The sequence below is a fragment of the Streptomyces showdoensis genome, from assembly GCF_039535475.1.
In the GTDB taxonomy this organism is placed as follows: Bacteria; Actinomycetota; Actinomycetes; order Streptomycetales; family Streptomycetaceae; genus Streptomyces; species Streptomyces showdoensis.
The window spans coordinates 729,831-747,402 of sequence record NZ_BAAAXG010000026.1 but is presented as its reverse complement, the minus strand read 5'-3'; the positions used below and the strand labels follow the sequence as shown (position 1 = coordinate 747,402).

Genomic DNA, 17,572 nt, shown 5'->3' with positions numbered 1-17,572 from the left:
ACGGATATCTCTTCACATCGAGACAAGGATCGATCAAGAGGGGTATCCCGCACCCGGGGCAGGGACCCCCACCGCCAGCTGTCTTACGGAGATCGCCATGACCCGCACTCCCGTGAATGTCACCGTGACCGGCGCGGCCGGCCAGATCGGCTACGCGCTGCTCTTCCGCATCGCCTCCGGCCACCTGCTCGGCGCGGACGTGCCGGTCAAGCTCCGCCTCCTGGAGATCCCGCAGGGCGTCAAGGCCGCCGAGGGCACCGCGATGGAGCTCGACGACTGCGCCTTCCCGCTGCTCAAGGGCATCGACATCTTCGACAACCCGAACCAGGGCTTCGAGGGCGCCAACATCGGTCTGCTCGTGGGCGCCCGCCCGCGCGGCCCGGGCATGGAGCGCGGCGACCTGCTCGCCGCCAACGGCGGCATCTTCAAGCCGCAGGGCGAGGCCATCGCCGCGCACGCCGCCGACGACGTCAAGATCCTGGTCGTCGGCAACCCGGCCAACACCAACGCCCTGATCGCCCAGTCGGCCGCCAAGGGCGTCCCGGCCGAGCGCTTCACCGCGATGACCCGCCTGGACCACAACCGCGCCCTGACGCAGCTGGCCCAGAAGACCGGCTCCTCGGTCACGGACATCAAGCGCCTCACCATCTGGGGCAACCACTCCGCGACCCAGTACCCGGACATCTTCCACGCGGAGATCGCCGGCAAGAACGCCGCCGAGGTCGTGGGCGACCAGGCCTGGCTGGCCGACGAGTTCATCCCGACCGTCGCCAAGCGCGGCGCCGCGATCATCGACGCCCGTGGCGCGTCCTCCGCGGCCTCCGCCGCCAACGCCGCCATCGACCACGTCCACACCTGGGTCAACGGCACCGCCGAGGGCGACTGGACCTCCATGGGCGTTCCGTCGGACGGCTCCTACGGCGTCCCGGAGGGCCTGATCTCCTCCTTCCCCGTCACCTGCAAGGACGGCGCGTACGAGATCGTCCAGGGCCTGGAGATCAACGAGTTCTCCCGCGCCCGCATCGACGCCTCCGTCAAGGAGCTCTCCGAGGAGCGCGACGCGGTCCGCGAGCTCGGCCTGATCTGAATCTGATCAGCGACTGATCCGAGCCCACCCGCTCCTTCAGCGCACGGTGCCCCCGGCCCTTCGGCCGGGGGCACCGTGCGTTCTATGCTGTCCCCTCGCGCGGCCCGGACGGCAACTCGGCCGCGCGTTTGCACAGTTCGACACCATCGGGGGAGCCATGGCGCAGTCGTTCTTACCTCAGCAACCCGGACCACCACCGTCCCCGCCACCACAGCCGCCATCACCCGCCGGCGACCCGCGTCGCGCGCCCGCCGCCAGCGAGGCGACCCGGATGCTCTGCGCCGGCACCTACCTCGACGGCCGCTTCCGCGACGCCGTCATCGACGAGCTCTACCTCCACGAGGAGCGCGTCGCCGCGCCCTCCCTCGGCATCGACGCGGGCCGCGTCCTCGCCCACGCCCTGCGCGCCCGCCGGATCGAACTCGGCTGGGCCGCCGGGATCCTGGCCCTGTGGATCATCGCCTTCCCGGTGACCAAGGGCCTGGTCATGTTCTTCGTGCCGCCCTTCCTGCTGCTCGGGATCGCCCGCTGGGTCCGCGGCCGCTCGGCCCAGGCGCCCCCCTTCCGGACCGTCCCCGCCTTCCTCCTGCGCTGGTACGGGCGGCTCACCCTGCTCCAGACCGTCCTGCTCCTCCTCGTGCTGGCCCTCGCCGGCGAGGAGACCCGCTGGGAACTGCTCGGCGAGCTCGGCGACTGGGGCCAGTACCTCGGCCCCTCCCTCATCGGTGCGGGCCAGGAGCTGTGGGACGTCGGCCGCCTGGAGGTCTGGCTCACCCTCGCCGTCCCGCCGCTGCTCGCCTGGGCGGTGGCCACCCAGCGCGGCCAGTTCGCCCGCTCGCTCACCGAGGAGCTGGCGAAGGGGCGCTTCGACGACCACGCCGCGGACCCCGCGGAGCGGTTCCAGGGCGCCCGCTTCCGGCGGCTGCGCGAGCGGATCGGGATCGAACAGCACTCCCGGCTCGTGATGTACCGCTACGAAAATCCGTTCTGCGGCGCGGGCGAACCGTACGAGCCCTGGTCGCTCTCCGTCGAGCTGCGGCCCCGCGAGGACCTCGACGGACGCACGCCCGAACCGCTCGACAACAGCGCGATCATGCGGCACATCGTCCCGCTCGTGGAGGCCCTGCGGGTGCCCTCCCGGCACGGCTCCCCGCACCTCGCCGCCGCCGTCCGCGACCGGCTGCGCGAGCTGGAGATCGACGAGATCGTCTTCCTGCCCGCCGACGGGCTGCCGGCCCGCGCCGCCGCCCCGTACACCGCCGAGGGCTTCGAACTGCACCGCTCCGGCGCCATCGAGGAGGGCGGCGAGGTCCGCCGGCACTTCCTGCGGATCCGGGTCGGCGGCTGGGGCGAGGAGATCGTCACGACCGTCTTCGTCCGGGTCCACACCCAGGGCGGCATGCTCATGCTGGAGGTCGCCCCGCACGTCCTGCGGCCGGTCGCCCGGCTCTACCGCCACGCCGACCGGATCGCCCACCGCTACCGGCACAACCACCACTTCGGCAAGGCCGTCTGGGCGCTCGGCCAGGCCCCCGGCTCGGCCGGACAGGCCCTCGTCACGCTCGGCCGGGCCCTCGCCCACCTGTGGCGGCAGACCACCGGCGGGCACGCCGGGGCCCTGGCCGAAGGGCCGCGGGTCTCGGTCCGCGAACTCGGCTCCGACGACGAGGCCTCCCTCTTCCACGAGATGGACATCAGCCGCTACCTGAAGACCGTCCAGGACCGGGTGGTGAACGGCGTCACCGTCGCCCTGCGCCGGGCCGGTTACGAGACCGCCGAGTTCGAGCAGAAGATCGTGCACGTCGCCGAGGGCGGCACGTTCATCGAGAACACCAGGGGGAACGTCACCATCGGCGACCACAACACCGTCACCAGCAAGACCTTCCACACGACGAGGACCGGAGGCGACCGTGGCTGACCAGGGTCAGGACCAGGACCGGGGCCGGAGCGGGCCCGCGGCGGGCGGCATCAGCATCACCAACACCCACGGCAACGTCACCGTCGGCGACCACAACACCGTCGCGTACACCGTGCGGGGCGCGGGGCCCGAGCGCGACCCCGCGCAGGAGGAGCTGCTCCAGGCCGTCCGCCGGCTCCGCGCCGACCTCGGCGGAGTCGTCGCCTCGGAGCAGACGGCCGCCCTCGACGCCGAACTCTCCGACGCCGAGGACGAGATCGAGGGCACGGGCGCCGCGGGCCCGGGCCGGCTGACCCGGCTGCGCCAGGCCCTGACCGACGCCGGGGCCGTGACCGGCATCCTCGCCTCGGGGGTCGCCGTCGGCCAGGCCGTCGGCGCCCTGCTCGGAGGATGAGATGAGCGGGTACGGGGGAGGGGCCCGCTGGAACGACGCGACGCAGAGCTGGGAGCCGGTCCAGGAGACGCAGGCCCCCGGCGGCCCCGTGCCGCCCCAGCCGCCGTCGGCGTCGCTCCAGCCCTTGCCGCTGCGGCCGCCGCCGCCCCCGGCGCCCCCGTCGTACGACCCGACCGCGGTCCCGTCGCCGGGACCGGTGCCCGGCCCGGTGCCGGGGTCCGGCCGCTCGCGCCACGCCGTGGTCGCCGGGGTCGTGGCCGCGGTCCTGGCCGCCGGGGGCGTCGGCGGCTGGCTGGTGTGGGGCGGGGACGGCGACGGCAAGGGGACCGCCGGTCCGCCGGCGGTGACGAGCACGGCGACGGACGGACCGGGCCCGTCGTCCGGGCAGGACTCCGGCACGCCGTCCGATCCCGCGTCCCCGTCGGGCGGTCCGGCGGCCACGGACCGCGAGCCCCCGCCCGGCTTCCACACGGTCGAGGACCCGGAGGGCTTCACCATCGCCGTTCCGGTGAACTGGAACCGGACCTCCTCCGCCACCGAGGGCGTCTTCTACCACTCGCCCGACGGGAAGAGCCTGGTCCAGATCTTCACCCTCGCGGCCCCGGGCACCCCGCCGTACGAATCGCTGCGGCAGACGTCCGGCAACCTCGCCGCCAAGCCGGGCTACCAGGAGCTCAGCCTGGAGCGGACCGGCCCGGGGGACGCGGCCGAGCTGGTGTACGCGTACGACCGGGAGGAAGGGCGCCGCAAGGTGGTCGACCGGGCGTTCACCGGCACCGACGGGCGGCAGCACGCGATCCTGGTCGCGGGACCGGAGACCGACTGGCCCCAGCAGCGCGGGACGCTGACCACGGCCCTGGAGTTCTTCAGGCCGTGAGCAGTCCGGCCGCGATCTCCCTGGTCCCGGCGAGGGCGCGCAGGAGCAGGCCCTGCCCGAAGGTGATCCGGGTGGCGCCGAGCCGGCCCAGCTCGGCGAAGGACGGATCGCCGGGCCGGGCGAGGAAGTTGACCGGCCCCTCGATCCCGGCGGCCCGCAGCCGGGGCAGGTCCCCGGCCGGGGCGAGGATCGGGAAGACGCAGTCCGCGCCCGCCTCCGTGTAGAGGCGGGCGCGGGCGGCGGCCTCCTCGACGGTCCCTCCCTGGAGGTACGTGTCCACCCGGGCGTTGACGAAGAGCGCGGGTCCGGCCTCCGCGCGGACCGCGGCGAGCCGTTCGGCCTGTTCGCGGGGGTCGCGGAGGCCGTGCGTACGGTCGGAGTCCTCCAGGTTGAGGCCGGCCGCGCCGGTCTCCAGGACCCGGGCCACCAGCTCCTTCGGGGAGAGGCCGTAGCCGGCCTCCAGGTCGGCGGTGACCGGGACGGAGACGGCCCGGACGATCCGCGTCACGGCCGCGAACATCTCGTCGGCCGGGGTCCGCCCGTCCTCGTGGCCCAGCGCGGCGGCGATCCCCGCGCTCGGCGTGGCCAGGGCCGGGAACCCGGCCTCCTCGAAGACCCGCGCGGAGGCCGCGTCCCAGGGCCCCGGCAGGACCAGCGGCCGTCCGCCGGCCGGCCCGCCGGCGTGCAGCGCCCGCAACTCCTCGGCGCGGCTCACCGCTTGTACATCCCCGGGGTGTAGTGGCCCGGGGCCATCCGGGTGCTGACGCCGATCCGGTTCCAGGAGTTGATGACCGTGATGGCGCCGATGAGGTGGGCGAGCTCGGTCTCGTCGAAGTGCTCGGCGGCCCGTGCGTACACCTCGTCGGGCACGAAGCCGTCGGTGAGCACGGTGACGGCCTCGGTCAGGCCGAGGGCGGCCAGCTCGCGCTCCGTGTAGAAGTGCCGCGACTCGCGCCAGGCGGAGAGCTGGACGATCCGCTGCACGGTCTCGCCGGCCGCCAGGGCGTCCTTGGTGTGCATGTCCAGGCAGAAGCCGCAGTTGTTGATCTGCGAGGCGCGGATCTTGATCAGTTCGTAGAGGGTGGGGTCCACGTGCTTGGACGCGGCGATCTCCAGGCCGACCATGGCCTTGTAGAACTCGGGGTGGCGCTCGGCGAAGGCCAGGCGGGGGGCGTGCTCGTGGGCGTAGGCGGTCTGCTCGCCGTGCTGCGTCGTGGTCGTCATACAGATCACCGTACGAGCCGGATGGCTCCCGGGTATGGTCCATTTCCATGGCGAACGACTGGTCCACTTTCGGGTCCGACCTGCATCTGGAGCTGGGCGGGCAGGGCCTGCGCAGCGGGCTGATGGACGCCCTGCGCGAGGCGGTGCGCAGCGGGCGTCTGGAGGCGGGGGTGCGGCTGCCGTCCTCCCGCTCGCTCGCCGCCGACCTGGGGGTGGCCCGCAACACGGTCGCCGACGCGTACGCGGAGCTGGTCGCGGAGGGCTGGCTGACCGCGCGGCAGGGCTCGGGCACCCGGGTGGCCCGCCGCTCGGTGCCGCGCCGTCCGGCCCCGGCGCGCCCCGGCGCCCCCCTGCACTCCCCGACCGGGAAGCCCACCCACAACCTGCGCCCCGGCACCCCCGACCTGGCGTCCTTCCCGCGCGCCGACTGGCTCAAGGCCTCCCGCAAGGCGCTCATGGCCGCGCCCAACGAGGCCTTCGGCTACGGGGATCCGCGCGGCCGGATCGAGCTGCGCACGGTGCTCGCCGAGTACCTGGCCCGGGCGCGGGGCGTGTACGCGCGGCCGGAGCGGATCGTGGTCTGCTCCGGGTTCGTGCACGGGCTGATGCTCATGGGGCGGGTGCTGAGGGCGCGGCGGGCGAAGGAGGTGGCGGTCGAGGCGTACGGCCTCGACGTCCACTGGGACATCCTGGCCCGGGCGGGCCTGCGCATCCCGGCGCTCCCCTTCGACGAGCGGGGCACCCGCACCGAGGAGCTGGCCGCGATGACCGGGGTCGCGGCGGTCCTGATGACCCCCGCCCACCAGTTCCCCATGGGCGGGGCGCTCCAGCCGGACCGGCGGGCGGCGGCGGTCGACTGGGCGCGGGCGTCCGGCGGTCTGATCCTGGAGGACGACTACGACGGCGAGTTCCGCTACGACAGGCAACCGGTGGGCGCCCTGCAAGGACTGGACCCGGACCGCGTCGTCTACCTCGGCACCGCGAGCAAGTCCCTCGCGCCGGGGCTGCGGCTGGCCTGGATGGTGCTGCCGGAGCACCTGGTCGGCGAGGTGACGGAGGCGAAGGGGGCGGTCGACTGGGTGTCGAGCGTGACGGACCAGCTGACCTTCGCGGAGTTCCTGGGCTCGGGGGCGTACGACCGGCACGTGCGGGCGATGCGGCTGCGCTACCGGCGGCGCCGCGACCAGCTCGTGGCGGCGGTGGCCGCGTGCTCGCCCGGGACCCGGATCAGCGGGATCGCGGCCGGGCTCCACGCGGTCCTCGAACTCCCTCCGGGCTCCGAGGCCTCGGTCGCCCGTGCGGCCGCCTTCCAGGGCCTGGCCCTCCAGGGCATCGACCGCTTCCGCCACCCGGACACGCCCCCGGCGGCGGACGCGCTGATCGTGGGCTACGGCACCCCGACCGACAGCGGCTGGCCGAGCGCCCTGGAGGCCTTGTGCAGGGTGCTGCCGTAGGCCGTGCCTTTCGGAGCGGGCCCGGCCTGATCCGAAGGGCACGACCCAGGTCGTGTCCGGAAAGTCCCGCCCGGCCCTGCTTTCCGGACAGGGCCCAGGGGGCGCCGAGCTCCTCGCGCGTCAGCCCGCCGCCTCCGGTCGTGGTGCGGTGGTCGGGGCCTCGCCGAAGCGGGCGAGGGCGAGGGAGCCGGCGATCGCGACGGCGAAGCCGAGGAGGGCGAGCCAGCCGAGGCCCTCGCGCGTCTCGTCCCCGAGCCACGCCACCCCCACCACCGCCGGCCCGATCGTCTCGCCCAGCACGAGCCCCGCCGTCGCGGTGGTGACCGAGCCCCGGTGCAGCGCCGAGGTCAGCAGCAGGAACGCCGCCCCGCCCCCGACCAGCAGCGCGTACAGCGCCGGGTTCGTGAAGTCGACCGAGTCGATCAGCCGCACCGCGACCTCCACCACCCCGAAGCCGAAACCGGCCGCGAGGCCCAGCGTCAGGGCGCGCGGCCGCTCCGGCAGCCGCCCCGCCGCCGCGCCGACCGCCAGGACGGCGAAGGCCGCCACGAGCAGCCCCCACTGCAGCGCCGCCGAGCCGGTGCCCTCGTGGCCCTCCCGCCCGGCCGCGAGCGCCAGCATCGCGAGCCCGAGGCAGACCACGCCGACGGCCGCCCACTCGATCCGGCTGAGCCGCACCTCGAGCACCCGCGAGGCGATCACCGCCGTCACCGCGAGGCTGGCCGCGAGCGAGGCGCCCACCGCGTAGATCGGCAGCGTGCGCAGGGCGACGACCTGGAGGACGAAGCCGATCCCGTCCATGCCGAGCCCGGCCACGTACCGCCACTGCCGCAGCGCCCGCCACAGCAGTGCCACGTCGACCCCGCCGCCCGTGCCGGGCTCGGCGGCCCGGGCGCCGAGCGCCTGCAGCACCGACGCGGCCCCGAAACAGAAGGCGGACCCGAGCGCACACACCATCCCAAGAAGCACGAAAGGGACTCTAGTGCGACGGGCATCCGACGGCCGCGCATGCCGGGCCTACACTGTGCGGTCGCGACAGGCACAGGGGAGAGCAGGGGAGGACGGGACATGCGCAGGCTGAGGTCGGGCACGGTGGTACTCGGCGGAGTGAGCGTGCTCGCGGCGACTCTGACGGCGTGCGGCTCGGAACCCGACCGCCGCTGCATCGACCCGGTGACGTACAAGGAGCTGCCGGACTACACGTGCGAATCCGGCAGCGGCAGCGGCTCCAGCTCCAGCGGCCGCTACTACTACGGCGGCTCGGTCAGCAGCGGCAAGGTGAGCGGCGGCAGCTTCGACAAGGCGGCCGTGGACTCGGGCGGCTTCGGCGGCCACCACTCCGGCTCCGGCGGCGGCTGATCCCCGCATGGAGCGCCACAGCATCGAGCCCCGCCCCGACTGGCAGCGGACGGTCGAGGAGCAGGGCCTGATCTACCCCCTGACCCGCTACCCGGACGACTCCCTCCGCCCGTACTGGGACGAGAGCGCCTACTACTCCTTCAGCCTGCCCGAGGTGGAGGCCCTGGAGGAGGTCGTCGAGGAGCTGCACGCGATGTGCCTGGCCGCGGCGGCGCACATCGTCGAGAAGGACCGGTTCGCCGAGCTCGGCATCACCGACCCCCGGCTCGCCGCGCTGGTCGCCGAGTCCTGGCGCCGCCGGGACGAACTCCCCACCCTCTACGGCCGGTTCGACCTGCGCTACGACGGCACGGGCCCGGCGAAGATGCTGGAGTACAACGCGGACACCCCGACCTCCCTGGTGGAGGCGGCGAGCCCGCAGTGGTTCTGGATGGAGGAGCGCTTCCCCGGCGCCGACCAGTGGAACTCGCTGCACGAGCGCCTGGTCGACGCGTGGAGGAGGCAGGCCCCTCTCCTCCCGCCCGGCAGCCCGGTGCACTTCGTCCACTCCGAGGGTGACGAGCTCGGCGAGGACCTGATGACGGTCGCGTACCTGCGCGAGACCGCCCAGCAGGCGGGCCTCGACACCGCGGCGCTCTCCGTCGAGCGGATCGGCTGGGACCGGATCTCGGGCCGCTTCGTCGACGACCGGCTCCGCTTCATCCGCGCCTGCTTCAAGCTCTACCCGTGGGAGTGGCTGACCACGGACCGGTTCGGCCCGCACGTCCTCGACACCCTCGACAACGGCGGCGGCACCGGCACCACCTGCTGGATCGAGCCGGCGTGGAAGATGCTGCTCTCCAACAAGGCGCTCCTGGCGATCCTCTGGGAGCTCCACCCCGGCCACCCGAACCTGCTGGCCGCCCACCTCGACGGACCGCGTGAACTCGCCGCCGCCACCGGCCCCGGCTACGCGGCCAAGCCGCTGCTCGGCCGCGAGGGCGACGGCGTCACGCTCCACCAGCCGGGCGAGGCGCCCGTCGTACGGGACGAGCCCTGCTGCTACCAGGAGCTGGCCCCGCTGCCGGACTTCGACGGCAACCGGGTGGTGCTCGGCGCGTGGACGGTCGGCGACGAGGCGGCGGGCCTGGGCATCAGGGAGTCGGCGGGCCCGATCACCGACGGGTACGCCCGCTTCCTCCCCCACGTCATCCTCTGAGGGCCCCGCCCTACTCGGGCACGTACTCCCGCAGCGGCGCCGGCTTCAGCCCGGCCGCGTCGGCGAGGTCCAGGGCCCGCTTCAGGTCCTGCTCCAGCGTCTCGTTGAAGTGCAGCAGGATGATGTCGCCGGCCTTCAGCCGCGGCGTGGGCGGGGTCCACTGCCCCCAGGTGGTCAGGTCGTACGTCCACGTCACCACGGCCTTCGCCCCGCAGGCGCGGGCCGCGGTCCGGGTGGTGGCGTCGTACGCCCCGTACGGCGGGCGCAGCAGCCGCGGCCCGTCGCCGAACTGCGCGAGGTGCTGATCGCGCGCCCCGCACACCTCCGCCTTCTGCCCGGCGGCGTCCAGGGAGGTGAGGTCGGGGTGGTTCACGGTGTGGTTCTCGACGCGCGAGCGCCCCTGGTTCAGCAGGGTGTGGAAGTAGCCGGAGTCGTACGAGTACGCGCCCGGCAGCAGGAAGAGCGAGGCGGGCACCCGCCGGTCGAGCAGCAGCTTCGCGGCGGCGGGGTCGTGGTACCAGCCGTCGTCGATGGTGATGAAGACGACCGGGTCGCCGGTCTCCACGTGGGAGACGACCGGGACGGGCTCGGGCCAGGCCGCGACCGGGGCGGCCTGGGCGGGCCCGCTCAGGCCGCCGAGCAGCGCGACGGGGACGAGCGCGGCGAGCGCACCGCGCAGGGCGCGGCGCAAGCGTGGTCTAGACATGGCGGAATCATTGGCCTAGACCAACTACCGTGTCAATGGCCCGACTTGACCCGTTCGCCGACGGCCCCCGGCCCCGGCCCCGGCCCCGGCCCCGGCCCCGGCCCCGGCCCCCGGCCCCCGGCCCGGGCCCCCGGCGGACCTACCGCCGCGCCGTCACTCCGCCAGCACCCCCCGCAACTGCTCCAGCCCCCAGTCCAGATCCTCCTTTCCGATCACCAGCGGCGGCGCGATCCGGATCGTCGACCCGTGGGTGTCCTTCACCAGCACCCCCCGCTCCATCAACCGCTCCGAGATCTCCCGCCCCGTCCCCTTCTCCGGAACGATGTCGACCCCGGCCCACAGCCCGCGCCCGCGCACCGACTCCACCGCCCCGCCGCCCACGAGCAGCCCCAGCTCCGCGTGCAGGTGCTCGCCGAGCTCGGTCGCCCGCTGCTGGTACTCGCCGGTGCGCAGCATCGCGATCACCTCCAGGGCCACCGCGCAGGCCAGCGGGTTGCCGCCGAAGGTCGACCCGTGCTCACCGGGCCGGAACACCCCCAGCACGTCCCGGTCCGCGACCACCGCCGAGACCGGCACCACGCCGCCCCCGAGCGCCTTGCCCAGGATGTAGACGTCGGGCACGACGCCCTCGTGCTCGCAGGCGAAGGTCCGCCCCGTACGCCCCAGACCGGACTGGATCTCGTCGGCCATGAACAGCACGTTCCGCCGGGCCGTCAGCTCCCGCACCCCGCGCAGATAGCCGGCCGGCGGCACGAGCACCCCCGCCTCGCCCTGGATCGGCTCCATCAGGACGGCCACCGTGTTCTCCGTGACCGCCGCCTCCAGCGCGGTGAGGTCGCCGTACGGAACGATCTCGAACCCCGGCGTGTACGGACCGAAGTGGTCCCGCGCCTCGTGGTCCGTGGAGAAGCTGACGATCGTCGTGGTCCGGCCGTGGAAGTTGTTCGCCGCCACCACGATCTTCGCGTGCCCGTCCGGCACGCCCTTCACCTCGTACCCCCACTTCCGGGCCGTCTTCACCGCCGTCTCGACCGCCTCGGCGCCGGTGTTCATCGGCAGCACCGCCTCCTTGCCGCACAGCTCGGCCAGGCGCGTGCAGAACTCGGCGAACCGGTCGTGGTGGAAGGCCCGCGAGGTCAGCGTCACCCGCTCCAGCTGCGCCCGCGCCGCCTCCAGGAGGCGCGGGTTGCGGTGCCCGAAGTTGAGCGCCGAGTACCCGGCGAGCATGTCGAGGTAGCGGCGCCCCTCGACGTCGGTCACCCACGCCCCTTCGGCGGTGGCGACGACCACGGGCAGGGGGTGGTAGTTGTGGGCGCTGTGCGCGTCCGCGGCAGTGATCTCGTCTTGCGTTCTCGACACGGGATCTCCGATCGTCCTGCGGCCAGGGGCTGGTGTCCCCTTTTCTTATCGTCGCTCGGATGCCGGACGGAGAAACCTGCGTGACGGCGCGCCCGCTAGGCTGGAAACACGCACGGCGACTGGCGTACGGGGAAGCGACCCCGGGGGAGCCGCGCGGCAGACCACACGAGGTGCCGCCCGCCTGGGCATCACGGGAACCGACCGGGTCCCGTGTGGCGCCGAGGCGTCCCGGGACCGTCCCGCCGAAACCCGGAGCGACGCCATGACGACCCCCGCGCACCCCACGCACGGCACCACCGTCCCCACCCCCACCCCCACGCACCCCGCCCTCGCCGCCGCCGACCCCGAGCTCGCCGCCCTCGTCGGGGCGGAGGAGCGCCTCCAGGCCGAGACGCTGCGGCTGATCCCGAGCGAGAACTACGTCTCCGCCGCGGTCCTCGAAGCCTCCGGCACGGTGCTGCAGAACAAGTACAGCGAGGGCTACCCCGGCCGCCGCTACTACGAGGGCCAGCAGAACATCGACCAGGTCGAGACCCTGGCCGTCGAGCGGGCCAAGGCCCTGTTCGGCGTGGACCACGCCAACGTCCAGCCCTACTCCGGCTCCCCGGCCAACCTCGCCGTCTACCTCGCCTTCGCGCAGCCCGGCGACACGGTGATGGGCATGGCCCTGCCGATGGGCGGCCACCTCACCCACGGCTGGGGCGTCTCGGCGACGGGCACCTGGTTCCGGGGCGTGCAGTACGGCGTGCGCCACGAGGACGGGCTGATCGACTTCGACCAGGTACGGGAGCTCGCCCTCGAGGAGCGCCCGAAGGTGATCTTCTGCGGCGGCACCGCGCTGCCCCGCACGATCGACTTCGCGGCCTTCGGCGAGATCGCCCGGGAGGCCGGCGCGGTGCTGGTCGCCGACGTGGCCCACATCGCGGGCCTGATCGCGGGCGGCGCCCACCCGTCCCCGGTGCCGCACGTCGACGTGATCTCCACGACCACCCACAAGACCCTGCGCGGCCCGCGCGGCGCGATGCTGATGTCCCGCGAGGAGCACGCCAAGGCCCTCGACAAGGCGGTCTTCCCCGGCCTCCAGGGAGGCCCGCACAACCAGACCACCGCCGCCATCGCCGTGGCCCTGCGCGAGGCGGCGCAGCCGTCCTTCCGCAGCTACGCGCACGCGGTCGTCGCCAACGCCAAGGCGCTCGCCGAGGCGCTGCTGGCCCGCGGCTTCGACCTGGTCTCGGGCGGCACGGACAACCACCTGATCCTGATGGACCTGACCCCCAAGGAGGTCCCGGGCAAGATCGCCGCGAAGGCCCTCGACCGGGCCGGGATCGTCGTGAACTACAACACGGTCCCGTACGACACCCGGAAGCCCTTCGACCCCTCCGGCGTCCGCATCGGCACGCCGTCCCTCACCTCCCGCGGCCTGGACGTCACGCACATGCCGCTGGTCGCGGAGTGGATCGACCGGGGCGTGGCCGCGGCGGGCAAGGGCGACGAGGACGCCCTGGCGGCGGTCCGCGCCGAGGTCGCCGAGCTGATGGCCGCGTACCCGGCCCCGGGCCTGCCGGTCTGACCCGCCGGGGGTGCGCCGCCTCCGCCCCGGAGCGCGGCGCACCACCCCGGGCGCGCTCCGCTGTGTCCCACCTCTCACCGCCCACGAACCCCGGCAGCGAGGGCAGTCGGGGATCGCCTTCCGCACCTGAGAGAATGATGGGCATGGCCTCTGACAGTCCTCGTGTGCTCTCCGGAATCCAGCCCACCGCCGGCTCGTTCCACCTCGGCAACTACCTCGGCGCCGTGCGCCAGTGGGTCGCCCTGCAGGAGTCCCACGACGCCTTCTACATGGTGGTGGACCTGCACGCGATCACGGTCCCGCAGGACCCCGCCGCGCTGCGCGCCAACACCCGGCTCGCCGCGGCCCAGCTGCTCGCCGCGGGCCTCGACCCGGAGCGCTGCACCCTCTTCGTCCAGAGCCACGTGCCCGAGCACGCCCAGCTCGCCTGGCTGATGAACTGCCTCACCGGCTTCGGCGAGGCCTCCCGCATGACGCAGTTCAAGGACAAGTCCGCCAAGCAGGGCGCGGGCAACGCGAGCGTCGGCCTCTTCACGTACCCGATCCTCCAGGTCGCGGACATCCTGCTCTACCAGGCCCACCAGGTCCCGGTCGGCGAGGACCAGCGCCAGCACATCGAGCTGACCCGCGACCTCGCGGAGCGCTTCAACGGGCGCTTCGGCGAGACCTTCACGATCCCGGCTCCGTACATCCTCAAGGAGACGGCGAAGATCTACGACCTGCAGGACCCGGCGATCAAGATGAGCAAGTCGGCGTCGACCCCCAAGGGTCTGATCAACCTGCTCGACGACCCGAAGACGACGGCGAAGAAGGTCAAGAGCGCCGTCACGGACACCGACACGGTGATCCGCTTCGACCCGGAGAACAAGGCCGGCGTCTCCAACCTGCTCACCATCATGTCCGTGCTCACCGACACGTCGGTCGCCGACCTGGAGAAGAGCTACGAGGGCAAGATGTACGGCGCGCTGAAGACCGACCTGGCCGAGGTCATGGTGGACTTCGTCACGCCGTTCCGGACCCGGACGCAGGAATACCTGGACGACCCGGAGACGCTGGACTCGGTCCTGGCCAAGGGCGCGGAGAAGGCCCGCGCGGTCGCCGCGGAGACGCTGGCGCAGGCCTACGACCGGATGGGCTTCCTGCCCGCGAAGCACTGAGCCGAAGGGCCCTGGCCACGAGGGTGGTGCAGGCCGCACACTGGGCGCCTGCACCACTCGTGCACATTTCTCGACGGACGACGGAGGAGAACGACGTGGGGACCGTAACGCTCGGCGTTTCGATCGCGGTCCCGGAGCCTCACGGCAGCCGCCTCCAGGAGCTGCGCGCGGGCTTCGGGGATGCCGCCGCGCACGGCATCCCGACCCACGTCACCCTGCTCCCGCCGACCGAGGTGGCCGCGGAGCGGCTGCCGGAGATCGCGGCGCACCTCGCCGGGATCGCGGCCACCAGCGAGCCCTTCGCGATGCGGCTGGAGGGCACCGGCACGTTCCGGCCGCTCTCCCCGGTCGTCTTCGTCAAGCTGGTCGAGGGCGCGTCCGGCTGCGACCGGCTCCAGGAGCTGGTCCGCGACGAGACCGGCCCGGTCCCGCGCGAGCTGCAGTTCCCGTACCACCCGCACGTCACCGTCGCCCACGGCATCTCCGAGGAGGGGATGGACCGGGCGTTCGAGGAGCTCTCCGGCTACGAGGCGGACTGGATCTGCCGCTCCTTCGCGCTGTACGAGCAGGGCGCGGACGGGGTGTGGCGCAAGCTCTGCGACTACGAGTTCGGCAGCGGCCGCACCGTCTCGGCGGTCCCGGCCCAGTGCGGCAGCCCGGTCGAGTCCCCGGCGGCGACCCCGGCGGTCTGAGCCCCCCGCTCACGAGCGGCCGGGCCCGGGGCCGGGCCCGCCCGTACCGGCCGCGCCACCCGCCTCAGACCGGCAGTCGCCGGAACACCGCCCGCGGCACGTGCCGCAGCGCCGACATCACCACGCGCAGGCTGCCCGGCACCCACACCGTCTCCGAGCGCCGCCGCAGCCCCAGCTCGATCGCCGTGGCGACCGCCTCGGGCGTGGTCGCGAGCGGCGCCTCCGCCAGGCCCTCGGTCATCCTGGAGCGGACGAAGCCGGGCCGGACGACCATCACCTGCACCCCGGTGCCGTGCATCGCGTCCCCGAGCCCCTGCGCGAACGCGTCGAGCCCGGCCTTGGACGAGCCGTAGATGAAGTTGGCCCGCCGGGCCCGCTCCCCGGCGACCGACGAGAGCACCACCAGCGAGCCGTGCCCCTGCGCCTGGAGCGCCTGCGCGCAGACCAGGCCGGCCGAGACGGCGCCGGTGTAGTTGGTCTGGGCGACCCGGACGGCGGCCGACGGGTCGGACTCGTCGCGCGCCTGGTCGCCGAGGACGCCGAAGGCGAGCAGCACCATGTCGATGTCGCCCTCGGTGAACAGCTTGCCGAGTCGTTCCTCGTGGGACTCGGTGTCCAGCGCGTCGAAGGGCACGGTGTGCACGACGGCACCGAGCGCGCGCAGCGAGTCCGCGGCGGCGGTGAGGGCGGGGGAGGGGCGCCCGGCCAGCCAGACGACGCGGGTGCGGCGGGCGATCAGCCGGCGCGCGGTGGCGAGGCCGATCTCGGAGGCGCCGCCGAGAACGAGCAGGGACTGCGGGGCGCCGAAGGCGTCCTTCATGGCGTTCACGCTCCTCAGAGGGCGAGTCGGGGCGAAGGGGGACGGAGGCCGCGATCGGGGATCGGGGATCGGGGAACGGAGAGGGGGGATCGCGGAGGTGCCGGGGTCACAGCCCCAGCCGCCGGGACAGGTCGGACACGAAGACCCCCGCGGGGTCGAGCCGCCCGCGCAGCTCGCGGAAGTCGGCCAGCCTCGGGTACATCGCGGCGAGCAGCTCGGGCCGCAGCCGGGAGTCCTTGGCGAGGTAGACCCGGCCGCCCGCGGCGACGACCTCCTCGTCGAGCTCGTCGAGGAAGGCGCCGAGGCCGCTGAGCGAGGCCGGGATGTCGAGGGCGAGGGTCCAGCCGGGCAGGGGGAAGGAGAGCCAGCCGGGGTCGGACTCGCCGAAGCGCTTCAGTACGGCGAGGAAGGACGGGCAGCGGCGGCTGGCGATCCGCCGGACGACCCGGCGCAGGGTCTCCTCCTGCCCGTACCCGACGACGAACTGGTACTGCACGAAGCCGCCGCGCCCGTACACCCGGTTCCAGTGCGGGACCCCGTCGAGGGGGTGGAAGAAGGAGGTCAGCCGCTGGAGCCGGCCGGTGGAGCGGCGGGGGGCCCTGCGGTACCAGAGCTCGTTGAAGGCGCCCACGGTGTGCCGGCCGAGCAGCCCCTCGGGGACGTACGCGGGCGCGCCGGGCAGTCGTCCGGGCCGGAAGGCGAGCGGACCGCGGCGGGCCCGCAGGGGCAGGGCCTCGTACGGGGCGTGGTCGCCGCGGGTGAGGACGGCGCGGCCGGTCGCGGCGCCGCGGGCGAGCAGGTCGATCCAGGCGACCGAGTAGCGGTAGAGGTGGTCGGTGGAGGTGAGCCGGGCCATGAGGTCGTCGAGGTCGTCGGCGCGTTCGGTGTCGACGGTCATCAGCGAGCTCTCGACGGGCAGCAGCCGCAGGGTGACGGAGAGGATCACCCCGGTCAGGCCCATGCCGCCGGCGGTCGCGTCGAAGAGCGGCTCGCCGGGCGCGAGGGTGTGCACCCGGCCGTCGGCGGTGAGCAGGTCCAGGGAGACGACGTGCCGGGAGAAGGAGCCGGAGACGTGGTGGTTCTTGCCGTGGATGTCGGCGCCGACCGCCCCGCCGACGGTGACGTAGCGGGTGCCGGGGGAGACGGGCACGAACCAGCCGAGCGGCAGCAGCACCTCCATCAGGTGGTGCAGGCTGACGCCCGCGTCGCAGACGGCGAGCCCGGCCTCGGCGTCGATGGCGCGGATCCGGGCGAGGCCGGTCATGTCGAGGACGGAGCCGCCCGCGTTCTGGGCGGCGTCGCCGTAGGCCCGGCCGAGTCCGCGGGCGATCGACCCCCGGGCGCCGCAGGCGCGGACGGCGGCGGCGGCCTCCTCGTACGTACGGGGGCGGATCACGCGCGCGAGGGTGGGGGCGGTGCGGCCCCACCCGGTGAGGGTGTCGACATCGGTGGGGATGTCCGTCGCGACACCGGTCTCGAAGTCCGTCTCGGCAGCCATGGAGGTGACCGTATCGCCGTGAGTGTCGCTTATGCCGGGATTGGTGGGCGGTTCGTCGAAATGGGTGATTAAACGAGTGTCAGGAAAGCGTGCCGTCCCGTACGACACCTTCGCGCGTCAGAGTCGCCTCTGGCCGCGCCCGGCCGACGGGCACGACGCGCGACACGGGCACGACGGGCACGACGCGCGACACGGGCACGACGGGCGGCACGGCAGGACACGCGACACGGGCAGGGCGCCGCATCGGCGGACCGGGGAG

Annotated in this window: 17 protein-coding genes and 1 riboswitch; of the genes, 10 read left to right on the top strand and 7 right to left on the bottom strand. The window is 73.8% G+C overall.

Features of this window, described 5'->3' with window-relative positions:
- Positions 1-97 precede the first annotated feature (97 nt).
- From ABD981_RS15945 to ABD981_RS15930, 4 genes are all read left to right on the top strand, one after another.
- A complete protein-coding gene (locus tag ABD981_RS15945; RefSeq protein WP_046912082.1) occupies positions 98-1,087 on the top strand; it encodes a malate dehydrogenase in 990 nt (329 codons plus the stop codon).
- A gap of 271 nt (positions 1,088-1,358) precedes the next feature.
- On the top strand, positions 1,359-3,005 hold the full coding sequence (locus ABD981_RS15940; protein ID WP_240495485.1) for a hypothetical protein: 1,647 nt from the start codon (positions 1,359-1,361) through the stop codon (positions 3,003-3,005).
- A complete protein-coding gene (locus tag ABD981_RS15935; protein ID WP_046912084.1) occupies positions 2,998-3,399 on the top strand; it encodes a hypothetical protein in 402 nt (133 codons plus the stop codon). The genes ABD981_RS15940 and ABD981_RS15935 overlap by 8 nt, the downstream gene beginning before the upstream one ends.
- 1 nt (position 3,400) lies before the next feature.
- The gene (locus tag ABD981_RS15930; RefSeq protein WP_123955220.1) at positions 3,401-4,276 is read left to right on the top strand and encodes a hypothetical protein; all 876 of its coding nucleotides are present in this window, start codon (positions 3,401-3,403) and stop codon (positions 4,274-4,276) included.
- On the opposite strand, the gene ABD981_RS15925 is transcribed toward ABD981_RS15930, so the two are convergent.
- Positions 4,266-4,991, bottom strand: coding sequence for an isocitrate lyase/PEP mutase family protein (locus ABD981_RS15925; protein WP_046912085.1), 726 nt, complete (start codon positions 4,989-4,991; stop codon positions 4,266-4,268). The genes ABD981_RS15930 and ABD981_RS15925 overlap by 11 nt on opposite strands.
- Complete coding sequence (locus ABD981_RS15920; RefSeq protein ID WP_046912086.1) at positions 4,988-5,500, bottom strand: carboxymuconolactone decarboxylase family protein; 513 nt, start codon at positions 5,498-5,500, stop codon at positions 4,988-4,990. Before ABD981_RS15920 ends, ABD981_RS15925 begins: the two co-directional genes overlap by 4 nt.
- Positions 5,501-5,547: 47 nt before the next feature.
- Here ABD981_RS15920 and pdxR point away from each other — a divergent pair, with 47 nt between their 5' ends.
- Positions 5,548-6,954, top strand: coding sequence for a MocR-like pyridoxine biosynthesis transcription factor PdxR (gene pdxR / locus ABD981_RS15915; protein WP_046912087.1), 1,407 nt, complete (start codon positions 5,548-5,550; stop codon positions 6,952-6,954).
- 120 nt (positions 6,955-7,074) lie between these two features.
- On the opposite strand, the gene ABD981_RS15910 is transcribed toward pdxR, so the two are convergent.
- The gene (locus ABD981_RS15910; protein ID WP_046912088.1) at positions 7,075-7,911 is read right to left on the bottom strand and encodes a DMT family protein; all 837 of its coding nucleotides are present in this window, start codon (positions 7,909-7,911) and stop codon (positions 7,075-7,077) included.
- Between the two features lie 111 nt (positions 7,912-8,022).
- Here ABD981_RS15910 and ABD981_RS15905 point away from each other — a divergent pair, with 111 nt between their 5' ends.
- Positions 8,023-8,313 (top strand): hypothetical protein, encoded by a 291-nt coding sequence (locus ABD981_RS15905; RefSeq protein ID WP_046912089.1) that lies wholly within the window; start codon positions 8,023-8,025, stop codon positions 8,311-8,313.
- A 7-nt stretch (positions 8,314-8,320) separates the two neighbouring features.
- Positions 8,321-9,511, top strand: coding sequence for a glutathionylspermidine synthase family protein (locus tag ABD981_RS15900; RefSeq protein WP_046912090.1), 1,191 nt, complete (start codon positions 8,321-8,323; stop codon positions 9,509-9,511).
- Between the two features lie 10 nt (positions 9,512-9,521).
- On the opposite strand, the gene ABD981_RS15895 is transcribed toward ABD981_RS15900, so the two are convergent.
- Positions 9,522-10,217, bottom strand: coding sequence for a polysaccharide deacetylase family protein (locus tag ABD981_RS15895; RefSeq protein WP_046912091.1), 696 nt, complete (start codon positions 10,215-10,217; stop codon positions 9,522-9,524).
- Positions 10,218-10,370: 153 nt separating this feature from the next.
- On the bottom strand, positions 10,371-11,576 hold the full coding sequence (gene rocD, locus ABD981_RS15890) for an ornithine--oxo-acid transaminase (RefSeq protein ID WP_046912092.1): 1,206 nt from the start codon (positions 11,574-11,576) through the stop codon (positions 10,371-10,373).
- 105 nt (positions 11,577-11,681) lie between these two features.
- Positions 11,682-11,770, top strand: a riboswitch (ZMP/ZTP riboswitch).
- A gap of 68 nt (positions 11,771-11,838) precedes the next feature.
- On the opposite strand from rocD, the gene ABD981_RS15885 reads away from it, so the two are divergent.
- From ABD981_RS15885 to ABD981_RS15875, 3 genes are all read left to right on the top strand, one after another.
- Positions 11,839-13,146: a serine hydroxymethyltransferase gene (locus tag ABD981_RS15885; RefSeq protein WP_046912093.1), complete on the top strand. Its 1,308-nt coding sequence runs from the start codon at positions 11,839-11,841 to the stop codon at positions 13,144-13,146.
- Positions 13,147-13,289: 143 nt separating this feature from the next.
- Positions 13,290-14,303, top strand: coding sequence for a tryptophan--tRNA ligase (gene trpS, locus ABD981_RS15880; RefSeq protein ID WP_046912094.1), 1,014 nt, complete (start codon positions 13,290-13,292; stop codon positions 14,301-14,303).
- Positions 14,304-14,398: 95 nt separating this feature from the next.
- The gene (locus ABD981_RS15875) at positions 14,399-14,995 is read left to right on the top strand and encodes a 2'-5' RNA ligase family protein (RefSeq protein ID WP_046912095.1); all 597 of its coding nucleotides are present in this window, start codon (positions 14,399-14,401) and stop codon (positions 14,993-14,995) included.
- Between the two features lie 64 nt (positions 14,996-15,059).
- Here ABD981_RS15875 and dprE2 read toward each other — a convergent pair whose 3' ends face one another.
- Complete coding sequence (gene dprE2 / locus ABD981_RS15870; RefSeq protein ID WP_046912096.1) at positions 15,060-15,815, bottom strand: decaprenylphospho-beta-D-erythro-pentofuranosid-2-ulose 2-reductase; 756 nt, start codon at positions 15,813-15,815, stop codon at positions 15,060-15,062.
- 106 nt (positions 15,816-15,921) lie between these two features.
- A complete protein-coding gene (gene dprE1, locus ABD981_RS15865) occupies positions 15,922-17,313 on the bottom strand; it encodes a decaprenylphosphoryl-beta-D-ribose oxidase (protein WP_046912097.1) in 1,392 nt (463 codons plus the stop codon).
- Positions 17,314-17,572 lie beyond the last annotated feature (259 nt).

What these genes read in the sequence shown, in the direction of transcription:
- ABD981_RS15940 (WP_240495485.1), top strand. Translation starts at nt 1,359, where the DNA reads ATGCTCTGCGCCGGCACCTACCTCGACGGCCGCTTCCGCGACGCCGTC.
- trpS (WP_046912094.1), top strand. Translation starts at nt 13,290, where the DNA reads ATGGCCTCTGACAGTCCTCGTGTGCTCTCCGGAATCCAGCCCACCGCC.
- ABD981_RS15905 (WP_046912089.1), top strand. Translation starts at nt 8,023, where the DNA reads ATGCGCAGGCTGAGGTCGGGCACGGTGGTACTCGGCGGAGTGAGCGTG.
- ABD981_RS15910 (WP_046912088.1), bottom strand. Translation starts at nt 7,911, where the DNA reads ATGGTGTGTGCGCTCGGGTCCGCCTTCTGTTTCGGGGCCGCGTCGGTG.
- ABD981_RS15895 (WP_046912091.1), bottom strand. Translation starts at nt 10,217, where the DNA reads ATGTCTAGACCACGCTTGCGCCGCGCCCTGCGCGGTGCGCTCGCCGCG.
- dprE1 (WP_046912097.1), bottom strand. Translation starts at nt 17,313, where the DNA reads ATGGCTGCCGAGACGGACTTCGAGACCGGTGTCGCGACGGACATCCCC.
- ABD981_RS15885 (WP_046912093.1), top strand. Translation starts at nt 11,839, where the DNA reads ATGACGACCCCCGCGCACCCCACGCACGGCACCACCGTCCCCACCCCC.
- ABD981_RS15945 (WP_046912082.1), top strand. Translation starts at nt 98, where the DNA reads ATGACCCGCACTCCCGTGAATGTCACCGTGACCGGCGCGGCCGGCCAG.
- ABD981_RS15900 (WP_046912090.1), top strand. Translation starts at nt 8,321, where the DNA reads ATGGAGCGCCACAGCATCGAGCCCCGCCCCGACTGGCAGCGGACGGTC.
- ABD981_RS15920 (WP_046912086.1), bottom strand. Translation starts at nt 5,500, where the DNA reads ATGACGACCACGACGCAGCACGGCGAGCAGACCGCCTACGCCCACGAG.
- pdxR (WP_046912087.1), top strand. Translation starts at nt 5,548, where the DNA reads ATGGCGAACGACTGGTCCACTTTCGGGTCCGACCTGCATCTGGAGCTG.
- dprE2 (WP_046912096.1), bottom strand. Translation starts at nt 15,815, where the DNA reads ATGAAGGACGCCTTCGGCGCCCCGCAGTCCCTGCTCGTTCTCGGCGGC.
- ABD981_RS15930 (WP_123955220.1), top strand. Translation starts at nt 3,401, where the DNA reads ATGAGCGGGTACGGGGGAGGGGCCCGCTGGAACGACGCGACGCAGAGC.